This window comes from Bradyrhizobium sp. MV1.5 (assembly GCF_055807615.1).
The window spans coordinates 30,337-46,499 of the sequence record NZ_JBVVPL010000046.1 but is presented as its reverse complement, the minus strand read 5'-3'; the positions used below and the strand labels follow the sequence as shown (position 1 = coordinate 46,499).

11 protein-coding genes and 1 pseudogene are annotated in these 16,163 nt (G+C 63.3%); 5 read left to right on the top strand and 7 right to left on the bottom strand.

What is annotated here, in order from left to right:
* A partial coding sequence (locus AC0L2J_RS29735) for a FecR domain-containing protein (RefSeq protein ID WP_473395379.1) occupies positions 1-2,933 on the bottom strand: 2,933 nt, incomplete at its 3' end.
* 620 nt (positions 2,934-3,553) lie between these two features.
* On the opposite strand from AC0L2J_RS29735, the gene AC0L2J_RS29730 reads away from it, so the two are divergent.
* Together AC0L2J_RS29730 and AC0L2J_RS29725 are read left to right on the top strand one after the other, a co-directional pair.
* On the top strand, positions 3,554-4,285 hold the full coding sequence (locus tag AC0L2J_RS29730; RefSeq protein ID WP_007605155.1) for a transglutaminase-like cysteine peptidase: 732 nt from the start codon (positions 3,554-3,556) through the stop codon (positions 4,283-4,285).
* Positions 4,286-4,498: 213 nt separating this feature from the next.
* Positions 4,499-5,638, top strand: a complete 1,140-nt coding sequence (locus AC0L2J_RS29725; protein ID WP_007605154.1) for a lysozyme inhibitor LprI family protein — start codon at positions 4,499-4,501, stop codon at positions 5,636-5,638.
* Between the two features lie 204 nt (positions 5,639-5,842).
* On the opposite strand, the gene AC0L2J_RS29720 is transcribed toward AC0L2J_RS29725, so the two are convergent.
* The 6 genes from AC0L2J_RS29720 to AC0L2J_RS29695 form a co-directional block, all read right to left on the bottom strand.
* Complete coding sequence (locus AC0L2J_RS29720) at positions 5,843-7,042, bottom strand: ABC transporter substrate-binding protein (RefSeq protein ID WP_473395378.1); 1,200 nt, start codon at positions 7,040-7,042, stop codon at positions 5,843-5,845.
* Between the two features lie 79 nt (positions 7,043-7,121).
* On the bottom strand, positions 7,122-8,960 hold the full coding sequence (locus AC0L2J_RS29715; protein WP_473395377.1) for an AMP-dependent synthetase/ligase: 1,839 nt from the start codon (positions 8,958-8,960) through the stop codon (positions 7,122-7,124).
* Positions 8,961-9,079: 119 nt separating this feature from the next.
* Positions 9,080-9,868 carry an ABC transporter ATP-binding protein gene (locus AC0L2J_RS29710; RefSeq protein ID WP_085349342.1) on the bottom strand — a complete coding sequence of 263 codons (789 nt, stop codon included), beginning with the start codon at positions 9,866-9,868 and terminating at the stop codon, positions 9,080-9,082.
* 4 nt (positions 9,869-9,872) lie between these two features.
* A complete protein-coding gene (locus AC0L2J_RS29705) occupies positions 9,873-10,631 on the bottom strand; it encodes an ABC transporter ATP-binding protein (protein ID WP_063994587.1) in 759 nt (252 codons plus the stop codon).
* Positions 10,628-11,779 (bottom strand): branched-chain amino acid ABC transporter permease, encoded by a 1,152-nt coding sequence (locus tag AC0L2J_RS29700; protein WP_473395376.1) that lies wholly within the window; start codon positions 11,777-11,779, stop codon positions 10,628-10,630. The genes AC0L2J_RS29705 and AC0L2J_RS29700 overlap by 4 nt, the downstream gene beginning before the upstream one ends.
* A 4-nt stretch (positions 11,780-11,783) precedes the next feature.
* Positions 11,784-12,659, bottom strand: coding sequence for a branched-chain amino acid ABC transporter permease (locus tag AC0L2J_RS29695; protein WP_007605146.1), 876 nt, complete (start codon positions 12,657-12,659; stop codon positions 11,784-11,786).
* Positions 12,660-12,922: 263 nt separating this feature from the next.
* Here AC0L2J_RS29695 and AC0L2J_RS29690 point away from each other — a divergent pair, with 263 nt between their 5' ends.
* The 3 genes and pseudogenes from AC0L2J_RS29690 (at position 12,923) to AC0L2J_RS29680 (ending at position 16,117) form a co-directional block, all read left to right on the top strand.
* A complete protein-coding gene (locus AC0L2J_RS29690; protein ID WP_063996784.1) occupies positions 12,923-13,672 on the top strand; it encodes an ABC transporter ATP-binding protein in 750 nt (249 codons plus the stop codon).
* Positions 13,669-15,236: pseudogene (locus tag AC0L2J_RS29685) on the top strand (permease). The gene AC0L2J_RS29690 and the pseudogene AC0L2J_RS29685 overlap by 4 nt, the downstream one beginning before the upstream one ends.
* Before the next feature lie 68 nt (positions 15,237-15,304).
* Positions 15,305-16,117, top strand: a complete 813-nt coding sequence (locus tag AC0L2J_RS29680; RefSeq protein WP_473395375.1) for an MBL fold metallo-hydrolase — start codon at positions 15,305-15,307, stop codon at positions 16,115-16,117.
* The last annotated feature ends 46 nt before the right edge of the window (positions 16,118-16,163 follow it).

Below are 16,163 nucleotides of genomic sequence, written 5' to 3'. Positions count from 1 at the left end.
GCCGCATTGTTGTTCAGGATGCCGCCGCTCAGAACGGCGTTGCCGGTGAGGTCGATCTCGCCGTTGTCCGTGACCGTGCCGGCACCGCTGATCGTGGCGCCATTGACCGTCAGCTTGCCGTTGGCATCGACCGTGACGTTGCCGGTGTTGGCGACGGTCGAGCCCTGGTCGATCGTCAACCAGCCATTCGCCAGCACCTTGATCGTGCCGGCGGAGACGTTGGAGACGGTCTCGTGGGCGAACTCCGCAGTGCCCTTGACGTTGACCGCTCCTGAATTGTTCAGCGTGCCGTCCTCGAGGACGCTGCTGCCATCGAGTTCCAGCGTGCCGGCGATGGTGACCGTGCCGCCGCTGATGGTGGCGGTGTCGACGATCAGCGTCGTGCCGGCATCGGCCTTCAGCGTGCCGCCGGCATTGTTAATTCCTGCAAGCGTCTTCAGCGTGCCGCCGAACAGCTCGATCGTGCCGGAATTGGTGATCGTGGTGCTCTTGGCAAAATCGCCGCCACCCTTGAACGTCAGATAGCCGGCATTGGTGAGCACGCTACTGTCCAGGAACTCGGCCTTGCCACCAACGGAGATCGTGCTTGCCGTGAAATTGGTGAGCTTCGAATCGGCCTTGAGGCTGATCTTGCCCGCAATCGTCAACGCACTTTTGTTGATGACTTCCGGTGCCTTGTGGCCGATCGCGGTGTCGTAATCGTTCATCGTGATCGACTTGGCGTAGGCTGCCGTGTCGATCGTCACCGGATAGGACGGCGTCAGCCCATGCAGCTGGTCGGTGATGACGATGACGTCGTCATTGATGGTCGGGACCGTGCCGGTTGCCCAGTTGGCCGCATCCTTCCAGAAGCCGCCGGAGGGAGCGCCGGGCTTGTCGGTCGCGATCCACACCACGGCGGGAGCGTCGGTGCCGGTGATCGTGACGGTGATGGTCTGCTGCGAGATGGCGCCTTGCGCGTCCTTGAGCGTCACGGTGTAGACCAGCGTCAGCACCTCACCCTTGGGGATGAAGTCGGCGAGATAGACCGGCAGGTCAGCCAGCGACCAGTTGATGGTGCCGGTGCCGTCCCCGGTGCTATCGGCGCCCGCCGCGATCGCGACCGACATCGCGCTCTGGAACGCCGCAAGCGGCCCCGGCGGAACGGTGCCGTCAGGCAGGGTCGCGCTGGTCAACGCCACCGAGACCGTATGTTTGTCGGTGAGGTCGACGTCGGTGAAGTCCAGCGTGCCCGTCGTCGGAACATCGCTGGTGAGCGGGCCACCCGGCACGCTGGTGCCGCCTTCGAAGATGATGACCGGAACGCTGGTGGTGATCACCGGCTTGTCGTTGGTGCCGGTGATCGTGATGGTGATGTCGATGGTCGACGTTTCGGGATTGACCGAGAAATTATTGTTGACGCGCACCTTGTAGGTCAGCGTCAACGTTTCGCCCGCCGCGAGGAAGTCGAAGACGTGGTCGGGAATCGCGTAGGTCCAGACCGCCGAGCCGTTGTTGTTGTTACCGGCGGCTGCGGCGACGCTGATCTGGATCTGCGTTGCCGCGATGTCCTGCTTCTGGAGTGCAGAGAGCGCGCCGGTGACATCCTGCTGGCTGGCGTTCTTGTAGACAAAGTTCGGCGTATCGCCGAGGTCTATGCTCACCGTCGGCAGATCGGCCAGGTTTTGATCGACGAAGGTGATGCGACCGGAGATGGTATCGTAATGCGTTGTGTCGCCGGTCGTGTCCGCACGCTCGGTAATCCCGAACGCCGTCTTCACATTGCCGTTGAGATCGAGGCTTTGACGAACGGGCGGGCCGGGAATGCGGGTGCTGGTCGACGGATTATGGCCGGGCGCCTGCGATCCCGGGTCAGGGAGATGCGTGAAGGTCGCGGTCGCGGTGGCACCGGTATCCGTCTTGATGAAGACAATGTTGCCTGTCTGCGTGATCGAGTCGGTGAAATTCTGGGTCAGCTTGGTGTTGCTGTTGTTGTCCGTGAACTTCAGCGTGAACACGTCCGTGATCAGCTTCTGGATGTCCGGCGACATCAGCGCATTGGAGATCGAGACGTTGCCGCCGCTGATCTGGATCATCTGCCCGGCCTGGTTGACCGTCGCGATCGGAAGCAGCGTGACCTTGTCGAACAGGATGTAGGAGCCCGTCGTGCCGTTCGGCTCGACCAGCACCTGGAAGCTTGCCTGCGGCTGCGGATCGCCGCCGCCGGCGGGAACGACGAAGTTGATCTGGCTCAGCACCGCCGTGCCGCGGATGCCCATGGTGGCGACCGGCGTGTCGACCTTCATGTCGCCGTGCTTGGCGGTCTCGCCGGCAACGAAGGTGATGGTGCCCGCGACCAGGCTGAGCAGAGAGGAATTGTTCGACCCGTTGGGGTCATAGACCATCTCGTTCAGCACCATCCGCGCATTGGAGGACAGGCCGAACACCGTGCCGTCGATGAACGTGATGCCGAGCGTCGAGTCGCCACCGGTCGAGACCACGTCGCCCTTCTCGACATTGTCGCCGTTGTTCAGGATGACGGAGACGCCGTTACGGACCGCAGTCGCGCTGCCGGAGAGCTTGGTGACGTGGCCGATGACCTGCGCGGCGGCAATGCCGGAGGCGGCCTGCGCATATTGCACATGGCCGGTGAGTGCGTTGACGACGTCCCCGGTGAGGTGCGCGCCGTCGGGTGAGGCGATCGCCGCGCGCTTGTCGCCCCTGAAATAATCGTGAACGACGAAATCGTGCCCATCATGGGACAGCACGAGGTCGAGACCGGCGCGCTTAAAATCGCCGTTGAAGATCAGGTTCGGGTCGGGAACGACGAATGCGCCATCAGGCACGTGACCGCGGGCCTTTGCGGTAAAAGAATCGACATGGCCATCGGCGGGCGATCGGGAACCCAAGCCGTCCAAGGAAATCGCGGCGTCAAATTTGCCAGCGTAATTCAATCCGGGCACCAAAAAAGGAGTTAAAATCTAAGTAAGTATCGCTCGCCTAAACTTGCATATCATTACCAAGTCCTTAGCGAAACCACCTATTGCTTGTGTGATTTGGCATCACCAAGCAGTCGATGCTCTCAGGCGGCTGGGCGTCCGCAGAGAAGCCGAAGTAATTTTTGAAATACTCATAAGTAAAGTGGCGATTATTTTCGCTCATTTTCAGTAACCCCATGTATTCCATTGTAGAAATCCCACAATCGATACTTCTGTCATCTTTTGTTCGTGGTGCCCCGCACCACACTGCGGCAAATACGGAGCCAAATCTGTGATCCAACTAACAGAACTCGCGAAATAGCGACCCGTTAGCCATAAGGCGCAGAATCAGTTCCACGACAACTTCTGCCTGCAATCGGTCCTTCCTCGCGGCAGCTGCCGCGCTCCTAGCCGGCGAATCGTAAAATTTTACGCAATTTGAGCAGGCCCGTTTCAGCCTGTTGCCCGGTTTTGGGACCCCAGCCGGGCGCGTTAAGCAGAACAAAACCGCCTGCCTCCCACTATCTCCGCGAAAGCAACAAAGCCCGGCACGTGCAGGTCGAGGGGGACCTGGCGAAGCTGGAAGGGGATGTCAGATGGAGACCGCTGCTCGTTCGCGCGCTTGGCGCGCAATCCTTGTGCTGTGCGGATTGATCCTGTTCGGATCGGCCGCCGAGCTTCGCGCTGGCACGCTGCTGTCACCGGGAGCCGGCGTCCTCGTGCGCAAATCCGCCGAGCCGTTCGGCGTGTTCGCCTTCGCCATCTCCGCCGGCAGCCTGCAGCAGAAATGGCTCGCGTTGAGGTCCAGGCTCGACGATGACATGGTACAGCTCGCGCTGTGCGACGGCGACCGGGACAATTGCGCATCGCCTGCGGCACTCAAGCTGCTCGCCATCGTCGACCAAGCCCGCGCCCGCGACGGCCGCGCTCTGCTGGGCGAAACCAATCGCGCCATTAACCTCGCCATCCGTGCGGCCGACGATGGCTCTGACGACGTCTGGAGCTCGCCGCTCGCGACTTTCGCGCGTGGCGCCGGGGATTGCGAGGACTATGCCATTGCCAAGCTCGCCGCCCTTAAGCTCGCGGGCGTTGCCGCCGAAGATCTCCGCATCGTTGTCGTACGCGACATCCGTGCCGGCGAAGAGCATGCGGTTGCCGCTGCACGGCTCGACGGCCACTGGCTGATGCTCGACAACCGCCGCATGGCAATGGTCGAGGACGACGCCGCACGGAGCTACCAGCCGCTGTTCGTGCTCTACCGGTCGGCCGTGATGAAATATGTCGACGAACCCGTGCGGTTCTCGATGATCGCCGCCGAGGCGCGTTGATTTTCTTGCAGCCCGGATGGAGCCACCGGGTCGGCGCACAGCGCCGCCCGATGACGGGCTCCGCGAAATCCGGGGCTGCCGCCTGTCGCACGAATCCCGGATTGCGCTGCGCTCCATCCGGGCTACCAGTATAAAGTACGGCTTGCCCACAAAGCCATTTCGCCGCGCGATCCGGGACGCTAGCATGCCCGCGGCTATGCGGGGGCGACTGGAATGCGGTTCATCGTGCTGACTATGCTTGCGCTGCTGGCCTTGCCGGCGGCTCCACGTTTCACGCAATCCAGCTTCGCGCAATCCGGCCCGTCCGACCGCTCCGTCGCAGACAGGCTGCCGCTGTTCGCCAGGAACAACTGCCAGCAGATCCGCGATCCCGGCAATCAATTGTTCTGCGGTGATGCCGAGCTCGCCGCCGCCGCCGAGAGGCTGAGCACGGGAATCGAGGCGCGGCTTGCCCGCCTGCCCGATCGCCTGCCTGGAATCGAGGAGAACGCGATCTGGATTCGCCAGCGCAACCTCGGTTGCGGCATCGTCAGCCAGACCGCGATCCGCGCCGACGATTTCGACCGCGTGAAGGCATGTCTTCTCAAGGTGACCGATGAGCGCGCCGCGATCGTGCGCGATCCGGATTTCGATTGTCTCGCGGCCAACACCGCCGCGGGCGCGCTGATCTGTGCGGACCCGTCGTTGGCGCTTGCCGAGACCGAGTTGAACAGCCAGGTCCTCGGCCTGATCCGCAAGCTCGATCCGACCGCGGCACGCTTTGCCTTCGCCGAATATGGCCGGTGGACGCGGGAGCGCGACCGCAAATGCAATCTGGTCGGCAAGGAGAACGTGCCGCTCGGGGAGCTCGAGACTGCGGAGGACTGTCTGGCCGGTTATCTGAAGCACAAGGCCGACGAGATCGGCGCGGCGAAAGGCGATCCGAAGAAGGTGTTCGGCCGGCAGGTCACAGCCCGCGCGCCCGACACCGATGCCGTCGACTTCTGCGCCGCGCGAATCCACGCGGCCAATTCCTGCGGCAACTTCCTCCGCATCAACCGCGTCTACGCGCTCGACAGCCAGGTGGCCGAGCAGGAGGCGCAGGTCACGGGCGAGATCGAGATGGCCGTGCTGGCGCCCTTCGCCACCTGCAGCAAGATCGCCACGACGTGCACGGGCACCTGCTGGGACGCCAGAACGGGTCGTCCGCAGCCTGGTGTCGGCAACAAGGAGCGCTCCGCAGACGCCTTCAACGTCACACGCCGCCTGCGAATCCAGCGCACTTTTGCGTTTGTCAAAGCCGCCGATGGCTGGCGCTGCCGGGAAGACGAGTTGGCCCCGGTGAATTCAGGCACCGCGGGCGGGGGATCGTAGATTCTATCTCGGTGTGTCGCGCCTTCTCCCTTCTCCCTTCTCCCCTTGCGGGAGAAGGTGGCGCGAAGCGCCGGATGAGGGGTTGTCTCCGCGAGTTCTACCGAGAGAGATTCACGCCCGGAGAGAACCCCTCACCCGGCTTCGCTCACGCGAAGCCACCCTCTCCCACAAGGGGAGAGGGTGCAGCGCGCGGGCGGCAAGCGATCAAAACATCAGATTGTCCTTCACCAGAACCCAGCGGCCGCCCTTGACCTGCTGCACCTGGGTGATGGTGTTGGCGAGGTGGTCGGTCTTGGAGAATTTGGTCGGCGGCGAGTTGAAGATGTCGAGGAACTTGTCGCCCGATTCCAGCGCGTCCAGCATCTTCTGGCCGGTCAGATCCTTGCCTGCCTTGTTGGCGTAGAACGCGAATGTCATCACCGCGTTGTAGCCGATGATGGCCTGCGTGTTGGCGTCGGTGCTGAACATCTTCTTGTAATTGACCAACCAATCTTTCACCTTGCCCTTTGCGGTGTCCTCGTAGGGGATCTCGAATCCGGACGCCGCGTAGAGCCCTTCCACGGCCTCCTTGCCGAGCATGGGCACCTCCATCACGTTGGTTGGCGTCGCGCCGAGGAAGGTGACGTCCCAGCCGAGCTTCTTGGCTTCCGTCATCGCACCGATGGGCTCACGGAGCACAGCGCCGAGCACGACGAGGTCGCAGCTGTCGGACTTCATCTTGGCGATCTGCGCGCTAAAGTCGGAGGCACCGCGCTTGTAGCTCGTGATCGAGGCCGGCTGGACCTTCATGGCAGTGAGCTGCTGGTTGAAGCCGTCGAGCACGTTCTTCCCGTACTCGTCGTCCTGATGCATGATGCAGGGCTTCTTGAAGTTCTTCCACTCCATCATGTATTTCAGCGCCGCCCGCGTGCTCTCGACATAGGGCAGCAGATTGTTGAACTTCAGCCGCTCCTGCGGCTTGGCGGGATCGAACTTGAACGTGAACTCCGCTGCCGTCAGCGGGAACAGCTGAAGCACGCCGGCGTCGAGCAGGATATCCTGCGCCGCCAGGACGGTCGGCGAGCCCATTGCCCCCACCATCGCGAAGATCTTGTCGCGCTCGATCAGCTTCTGCGATGCGAGCACGGCCTTCTTCGGATCGTAGCCGCTGTCCTCGAGGACAAGCCGAATCTTTCGCCCCTGGACGCCGCCGGCGGCATTGATCTCCTCGACCGCCATCTTCATGCCGTTCGAGACCGGCACGCCCCAGCCTTTGATCGGCCCCGACAAATCTTGATGGGTGCCGATGACGATCTCGGAGGCCGAGATGCCTTCATTGGTGACCTTGGTTTGCGCGACGGCCGGCAAACAGGTGAGCACCACCGCGCCTGCCGCAAAGCCGAACGCTCTCAACGATCTCGACATTGACGTCTCCTCTCCTTGGGGCCCTTATGGTGCGAAGGGTGGGGCCATCACTCCTTCGCTGTTGTTCAAACAAGATTGTTCAAGCCACCGCCCGCGCCGGGTACATCGCGTCGATTTCGGCGGCGTAACGCTTGTTCACGAAGCCGCGCTTCAGTTTCATGGTCGGCGTCAGCTCCTCGTCCTCCGGAGTGAGCTGGCGTTCGATCAGATAGAATCTCTTGATGGTCTCGACACGGGCGAAATTGGCGTTGACCGCTTCGATCTCGCGCCAGATCAGGTCCTGGATCTCTGTCGCGCGGCACAGGCTGGCATAATTGGTGAAGGGGATGTCGTGGTCTTGCGCGTATTTCTCGACATTCTCCTGGTCGATCATCACGAGGCAGGTGAGGTATGGCCGCTTGTCGCCGATCACCACGGAGTCCGAGATGTAGGGCGAGAATTTCAGCTGATTCTCGATCTCGGACGGCGTGACGTTCTTGCCGCCGGAGGTGATGATGATGTCCTTCATCCGGTCGGTGATGCGGACGAAGCCCTCATTGTCGATGGTGCCGACGTCGCCGGTGTGCAGCCAGCCACGATGGTCGATGGTCTCAGCTGTCCTCTCCGGCTGGTTCAGATAGCCCATGAACAGGAAGTCGCCCCTGATCAGGATCTCCCCCTCGGGCGACAGCGCGACCTCGCCCCAGGACACCGCCTTGCCGACCGAGCCGAGCTTGATCCGCTCCGTCGGCATCATGGTGGCGACGCCGCAATTCTCGGTTTGGCCGTAGACCTCGTGGATGTCGATGCCGAGAGCGAGAAACCAGCGGATCAGCTCCGGTGCGATCGGCGCCGCGCCGGTGAAGGCGATGAGGCATCGGTCGAGCCCGATCATGCGGCGAATGTTGCGGAATGCGAGCCGATAAGCGATGCCGTTCGCGATCCGCAACGACAGCGGCGGCGGTTTCCCTTCGATCCTGTAATCGACCATGCGATAGCCGACGTCGATGGCGCGCCGGTAGACCCATCGCTGCAGCGGGGTCGCGTCCTTCAGCGCGATGGTGATGGCGGAATAGAATTTTTCCCAGATGCGCGGCACCGCGAGGAAGATGGTCGGCTGCACCTCGCGCAGGTTGTCCGGCACCGTCTCGGGACTCTCGGCAAAATTCATCACCGAGCCGAGCGCGACCGAGATGTAATAACCGCCGATCCGTTCGGCGACGTGGCAGAGCGGCAGGAAGATCAGCCGGTCCTCATCCTCGCGCGCCGGAATGAAGTCGTTGGCGTGCCGCATCTGGTGAGTGACGCTGCGATTGCCATGCATCGCGCCCTTGGGCGGACCCGTGGTGCCGGATGTATAGACGAGGACCGCGAGGTCGCTCGCGCTGCGACTGTCGACCATCTCCTGCCACAGCGCCTCGCGGCCGGCCATGTGGTTGCGCCCGAGCGCGCGGAACTCGTCGAGCGACATCACCATGTCGTCGGAGAAGCCGCTGAGGCCCTCCATGTCGAACACGATGATCTTTCGCAGAGACGGACAGCGTGCGCGGCAGGCCAGGATCTTGTCGAGCTGCTCCTCGTCTTCGGCGAAGATCACTTTCGTCCGGGAATCGTTGACGAGATATTCGACTTGGGAGGAGGCATCGGTCGGATAGATCCCGGAAGAGACGCCGCCGGCGCACAGAATGCCCATGTCGACATGGACCCATTCCGGCACGGCGTTGGCGATGATGGAAGCGACGTCGCCGGGCCTGAAGCCGATGGCGTGCAGCGCGTAGGCGACCTCCTTCGAGATCTCCAGCCATTCGCGCCAGCTGGTCGGCTGCCAGATCCCGAATTTCTTCTCGCGTATAGCCGGCCTGTCGCCCCGCGTCTCCGCGGCGCGCAAAAAGCTCTTCGCGATCGTATCTGCGACCGTCAGCACCGCCGGTCGGGCCATGCACATCTCCTCCTTCGCGCTCCCCTCCGCTGCCTGCCTTGCCGGCGGTCTAGTGTTGCGGACGGGTCTCCAGATCTAACGCCAAGTCTTCCTTCAGCGCCAAGTCTTCCTTCAGTTCCTTAGCGCCAAGTCTTCTTCTTTTTCCAGCGCCGCTCGCCTCGTGCGCCGGCTTCCTTGGCGCCAAGGTAGAATTCCTGGATGTCCTTCGAATGCATCAAGCGGTCGCAGCTGTCGTTCATCACGATCCGGCCGATCTCCAGCACATAACCATAATGCGCCGTCTCCAGCGCCACCTTGGCGTTCTGCTCGACCAGCAGGATCGACATGCCCTGCTCCTCGTTGACCCGACGGATGATGGCGAAGATCTCCTTCACCAGGATCGGCGACAGCCCGAGCGAGGGCTCGTCGAGCAGCAACAGCGTCGGCCGGTTCATCAGCGCGCGGCCGATCGCGAGCATCTGCTGCTCGCCGCCGGAAAGCTGTCCGGCCGGCTGGTTGATGCGCTCCTTCAGCCGCGGGAAATAGCCGTAGACGCGCTCCAGATCGTCCGCAACTCCGTTACGATCCTTGCGCGGATAGGCGCCCATCATCAGGTTCTCGCGCACGGAGAGGAACGGGAACACCTCGCGTCCCTCCGGCACGTGGCTGAGGCCCAGCCGCACGATCCTGTCCGCCTCCATGCGCTGGATCGACTTGCCCATGAACTCGATGGCGCCCTTCTGCGGATCGAGAATGCCCGAGATCGTCTTTAGCACCGTGGTCTTGCCGGCGCCGTTTGCGCCCAGCAGCGTGACGATGCGGCCGCGCGGCACTTCGAGCGAGATGCCGCGGATCGCCATGATCGGCCCGTAATAACTCTCGATGTTGGAGAGTTTCAGGATGATGTCTGGTGTCGCCACGGCATCCATCGCGTCAGGCTCCAAGATAGGCGGCGACGACATCGGGATGCTGCTGCACCTCGGCGGGCGAGCCCATCGCCAACACCCTGCCGTAGTTCAGCGCGATGACGCGGTCGGAGACGCGGTTGACCAGCGACATGTCGTGCTCGACCATGAGCACAGTGACGCCGAGCTCGCTCTTCAGGTCGCGGATCCAGAACGACATGTCGTCGGTCTCCTCCACGTTGAGGCCCGAGGACGGTTCGTCGAGCAGGATCAGCTTCGGCTCCGAGCACAGCGCGCGCGCCAGCTCGATCACCTTGCGCACGCCGTAGGGCAGACCCGAGATCAGCTTGTCGCGGTAGGGCTCGAGATCGAGGAATTCGATGACCTGCTCGACCCTGCGTCGATGCAGCTTCTCGTCGGCCCGTACGCCTGGCAGGAACAACAGCTCCTGCCAAAGCTGCGTGGTCGAATGCCGGTGGCGGCCGACCAGCAGGTTCGACAACACCGTCGCGTTCTCGAACAGCTCGATGTTCTGGAACGTGCGGGCGATGCCGAGCCTTGCGATGTCATGGGGCGGCTGCTCCGTGATGTCCTGATCCTCGAAGAAGATGCGGCCCGAGGTCGGCCGGTAGATCCGCGAAATCAGGTTGAAAATCGAACTCTTGCCGGCGCCGTTCGGCCCGATGATCGAGAGGATCTCACCCCTCTCGACCGCGAACGACACCGCATCGACGGCCTTCAGCCCGCCGAAATGCAGCGACAAACTCTCGGCGCGAAAATAGCTCATCGGTTGCGCTCCGACTTCACGTAGATCTTCTGCCGCTTGAAGGTAGCGCGCTTGTAGAGCGGGAACAGCTGGAAGAAGAGTTTGATCTTGAGCCAGCGGCCGTAAAGCCCGAGCGGCTCGAACAGCACGAACAATACGATGATGACGCCGTAGATCGCGCCTTTCAGGCCGTTGAGCGAGGCAAAGGCCGCGACCTTGGACTGGACATTGGCTGCGGTTTGCGTGCCCGCTCCGAAGGTCGCTGCAATGCCGGCGATGATGCCGGGCAGGTCGTCCTTGAGATAGGTCAGGAACGGATCGATCATCACGATGAAGATCGCCCCCAGCACCGCGCCGTGCAGGCTGAAGGTGCCGCCGATCAGGATTACGATGATGAACTCGATCGAGAGCTGGAGCGTGAACATCTCCGGCGAGATGAACGAGAGCTTGTGCGCGAACAGGACGCCGGCGAAGCCGGTGATCGCCGCGGAGATCGCAAAGGACTTCACCTTGTACAGCGCGACATTGACGCCCATGCTGCGCGCCGCGGTCTCGCTGTCGCGAATCGCGACGAAGGCGCGCCCGGTCGGCGAACGCAGTAAATTGAGCGTGCCGACGATGGTCAGCACCAGCACGGCGAGGCAGAGGAAATAGAAGGTCGGGCTGTCGCGCGAGACTGTGACCCCAAACAGCGACACCGCCTTGATTCGCATGCCCTCGTTGCCGTTGGTGACGCTCTCCCAACGCGCCAGAATCTCCTCGACGATGAAGGCGAAGGAGATGGTGGCAATGACGAGATAGATGCCTTGCAGCCGCAGCGCGGGGAAGCCGACCAGCGCACCGATCAGCCCGGTCAGGAGCCCGGCGGCGAGAAAGTAGACCGGAAACGGCACACCATATTTCTGCAAATAGGCCGCCGTATACGCACCGATCGCGAGAAACGCCGCATGCCCGAGCGAGGCCTGCCCAGTGAAACCCGTCAAGATCAACAGCGCCACGCCGACGGTCGCATAGATGCAGACGAATACGAGCTGGCTCATCAGATAGCTGGAGAGCACATAGGGCGCGATCAGCAGCACGGCCAGCAGGAGACCGTATGAGACGTAATAGCCCGAATGCGGAAACAGCCTGATGTCGTCCTCGTAGTCGGTCTTGAACAGGAAGCGCATGCGTTCAGACCTTCTTGCGGACGTGAAGGCCGAACAGGCCTTCGGGCTTGAGCAAGAGCACGGCGAGCAGCACGATGTAGGGCGCTACGTCCTTCCAGCCCTCTGCCAGATAGAAGCCGGCCATGCTCTCGATGACGCCGATCAGGACGCCGCCGACGACGGCGCCGGGGATCGAGCCGAAGCCGCCGAGCACGGCGGCCGGAAACGCCTTCAGGCCCAGCACCAGACCGACATTGGAATGGATGAAGGTGATCGGCGCCAGCAGCACGCCGGCGCAGGTCGCAACCGCCGCGCTGATCGCCCACACGATCGACACCACGCGCTTGACCGGGATGCCCATGTAATAGGCGGCCAGCATGTTCTCGGAACTGGCGCGCATCGCGGTGCCGAGCGTGGTCTTGTTGAAGAACAGCCAGAGCAGCGCGCAGAGGATGACCGTCGCCGCGATTACCGAGAGCTTGTCATGGGCGAGCACCAGCGAACCGATGCGCAGCACGCCCTGGCTGAACGGCGTGTCGATCTTGAAATCGTCGGTGCCCCAGATCATGCCGGAGACCGAGCGCAGGAAATAGCCGAGCCCGATGGTGGCCATGATGATGGAGAATTGCGGATAGCCGAGGATCGGCCGCACCACCACGCGCTCGGCCAGCATGCCGAACAGCGCCATCGCCGCCACCGCGCCGGCAAAGCCGACCCAGTAGTTCAGCCCCATCATGCCGATGAAGGTGAAGGCAAAGAAGCCGCCCAGCATCATCAGATCGCCCTGGGCGAAATTGACGACCTCGGTGGCCTTGTAGACAAGCACGAAGCCGAGTGCGATCAGGCCGTAGACGCAGCCGAGCGCAACACCGCTGACCAGCTGCTGAACGAAATCCAGCATCGTCGCGCATCCTCCCGATACAACTGGCGGTTCTTCATGACCGCCTTGCCGCATCTTGTGTTCAGTCGCTACGCAGTCGTTTCGCTGCGCTCGCGCCATTCGTCCCTTCGCCAATTCAGCCTGAACCGCCAAGCGCTGTCAACAAACGGTGACTTGCCATTAGTCCAATCCGGATGACGGAATTTACGGCAGCGCGATTCACGGTGCCGAAACATCTTCGGGGCATGGTCGCGAGCGATGCAAAACCGCAAGGTGTGGCCGTGATGAAGCGGGACGACTCGGCGCTCGAAGTCCTGGGGTTAACGAAGTGTTTTGACCGTCTGGCGGTCGATAACCTCGATCTCACCATCCATGCCGGCGAATTCTATGCGCTGGTCGGCCCCAACGGCGCCGGCAAGACCACCACTTTGCGCATGGTTGCAGGCCTTTTACGGCCCGATGCCGGCGCGGTCTCCATCTTCGGCGTCGATGCGCTCCAAAATCCCGTCGCCGCCAAGCAGGTGATGGCATGGGTCTCCGACGAACCCATGATCTACGACAAGCTCACGCCGCTCGAATATCTCGAATTCGTGGCCGGTCTGTGGGGCATCGCACCATCGGCCTCGGAACCGGTTGCCGCGGAGCTCCTGAACTCGCTCGGGCTCGAACCGCACCGGCACGAACGCTGCGAGGGATTTTCCAAGGGCATGCGCCAGAAGGTCGCCCTCGCCGGCGCACTGGTGCACGATCCCCGCCTCATCATCCTCGACGAGCCGCTGACGGGACTGGACGCCGTCTCCGCCCGCCATGTCAAGGGACTCCTCAGCGAGCGCGTCCGCGCCGGCTGCACCGTCATCATGACCACGCATATCCTCGAGGTCGCCGAACGCATGGCCGACCGCATCGGCGTGATCGCAGCCGGCCGCCTGGTTGCCGAGGGCACGCTGACCGAGCTGCGCCAGCAAAACGGGCACGCCGATACCAGTCTGGAAGATCTCTTCATCGCGCTGGTGACGCTCCAGGAAGCCGCATGAGCTCGGCCACCGCGCTGTCCTGGTTCGCCCGCCACGAGCTCCGGCTCGCCTGGCGCGAATGGCTCGCCATGATGACCGGCGGGCGGCGCAAACGAACGCGTGCCGCGGTGATCGGCCTGCTGTTCTTCGCGGCCCTCCTGCACGTGCCGGCCTGGGCTGTGATCGGCCGCTTCGCCGACCTGCAATTGCCGCTCGACAAATCCTCGCTGATCGTGATCTCGGCGACGATTTTTCTCGCCTGGACGCTGATGCTGTCGCAGGCGATCGAATCGGTGACCCGGGTGTTTTACGCACGCGCCGATCTCGACCTCATCATGTCCTCACCCGCGACGCTGGCCAATCTGTTCTCGGTGCGCATCGCTGCGATCGCGCTCGCCATCACGGTGATGGCGCTGCTGTTCTCGACGCCCTTCATCGACGTGCTCGTATTCGGGGGCGGCGCGCGCTGGCTCGCAGCGTTCGGCGTCGTCGTCGCGATGGGCCTGTCGGCCGCAGCGATCGCGATCGCCGTCACCATCCTGCTGTTCCGCCTGATCGGTCCGGCGCGGACACGGTTCGTCGCCCAGATCCTCGCCGCCATCATCGGCGCCGGCTTCGTGATCGCGCTCCAGGTGGCCGCAATCATATCCTACGGCACGCTGTCGCGCTTCACCATCCTGACCTCGGGCACGATCGCCAACTACGCGCCCGATGCCGATAGCATCTGGTGGTGGCCGGCGCGGGCGGCGATGGGCGACGCCGAAGCGCTGCTGCTGCTCCTGGCGCTCGGGCTCGTGCTGCTCGGAAGCGTCATGGCGATCTTCTCGGGCCGCTTTGCGGACACGGCGATCGATGCCGCCGCCTATGCCGCGTCCGGCCGTCGCAGCGCGAAGGAGCGCCCGTTCCGCGGCGGATCGCGGCAGCATGCCCTGCGGCGCAAGGAATTTTCACTGCTCTGGCGCGATCCCTGGCTGATCTCGCAGACGCTGATGCAGCTGCTCTATCTGGTGCCGCCGGCGTTGCTGCTCTGGCGCAACTTTGCCGACAGCTCCGCGGCGCTGACGCTGATCACGCCCGTCATCGTCATGGCGGCGGGACAACTCGCCGGCGGGCTTGCCTGGCTGACGATCTCGGGCGAGGACGCGCCCGACCTGGTTGCGACCGCGCCGCTGACGCCGTCCAGCGTCATCCGCGCCAAGATCGAGGTGGTGCTGATCGCGATCGCCGTGATCTTCTGCCCGTTGATCGCGGCGGTAGCTTTCGCCTCGGCGTTCCAGGCCGCGGTCAGCGCCGGTGCGGTGATCGTCAGCGCGGCCTCCGCGACCGCAATTCAGCTCTGGTTCCGGGTGCAGGCCCGGCGCAGCCAATTCCGCCGCCGCCAGACCTCGTCGCGGCTTGCGACCTTCGCCGAGGCGTTCTCCTCGATCGGCTGGGCTGCCAGCGCCGCGCTGGTGCTCACGCTGCCCATCGTCGGTCTCGTCAGCGGCCTGATCACCGCGGGCCTCGTCGCCATCACCTGGAAGTTCAGCCCGCGGCGGGAGTGATAAAGGGCCGGCGTGAGGGTGGGACACTGACGCGCTGTTGATCGCGCGTCGTTGGCCACGCGCTGCATTGCAAGCTAGACTTTCCCCTGAAGTCATCGGGGATGGATTCATGCGACGACTGGTTTCGGCGGCTCTGGCGCTGTTCGGCGCATTCCTCTCGCCTGCCCTCGCCCAACAGCCACAACGCAGCGAATGCCTGGCGATGGCGAATGCGCCGCCGCGCCTCATGTCGGTCGCGTTCAGGCAGGCGGCGGCCGCGCCCGAGGTCGAGATTACCTATGCCGGCCATTCCACCTATTTCATCGACACGCCCGGCGGCTTGCGCATCGCCACCGACTATAGCGGGGCCTACCAGGTGGGCCGGCTGCCCGATGTCGTCACCATGAACCGGGCCCACAGCACGCACTATTCTCTATATCCCGACAAGCGCATTCCTCGTGTGCTGCATGGCTGGGGCGAGGACGGCAAGCCGGCCATCGTGTCGGAGCGCATCGGCGACACCTTCATCCGCAATGTCACCACCGACATCCGCCGCTATTTCGGCGACGATTCCGGCGCCGACATGATCCGCGACGGCAATTCGATCTTCATCTTCGAGGTGGCCGGCCTCTGCATCGGCCATCTCGGCCATCTCCACCACAAGCTCGACGACAGCCACTTTGCCCAGATCGGACGGCTCGACATCGTGATGGTGCCGATCGACGGCACCTACACCATGTCGCTCGACGGCGTCTCCGAGATCACCAAACGGCTGCGCGCCTCGGTCGTGCTGCCGATGCACCGCTTCGCCACCCCGCTCGACGATTTCATGCAACGCATCGGCCAGCAGTTCGAGATCGACCGGCGCATGGAACGAAGTTTCCGGATGTCGAGAGACACGCTGCCGTCGAAGCCGACGGTGATCATCCTCGACGGCGTCTGACGCGCAATTTTCTCCAAGTCGGCTGCCCGCCGGTCGTGCTGATCTC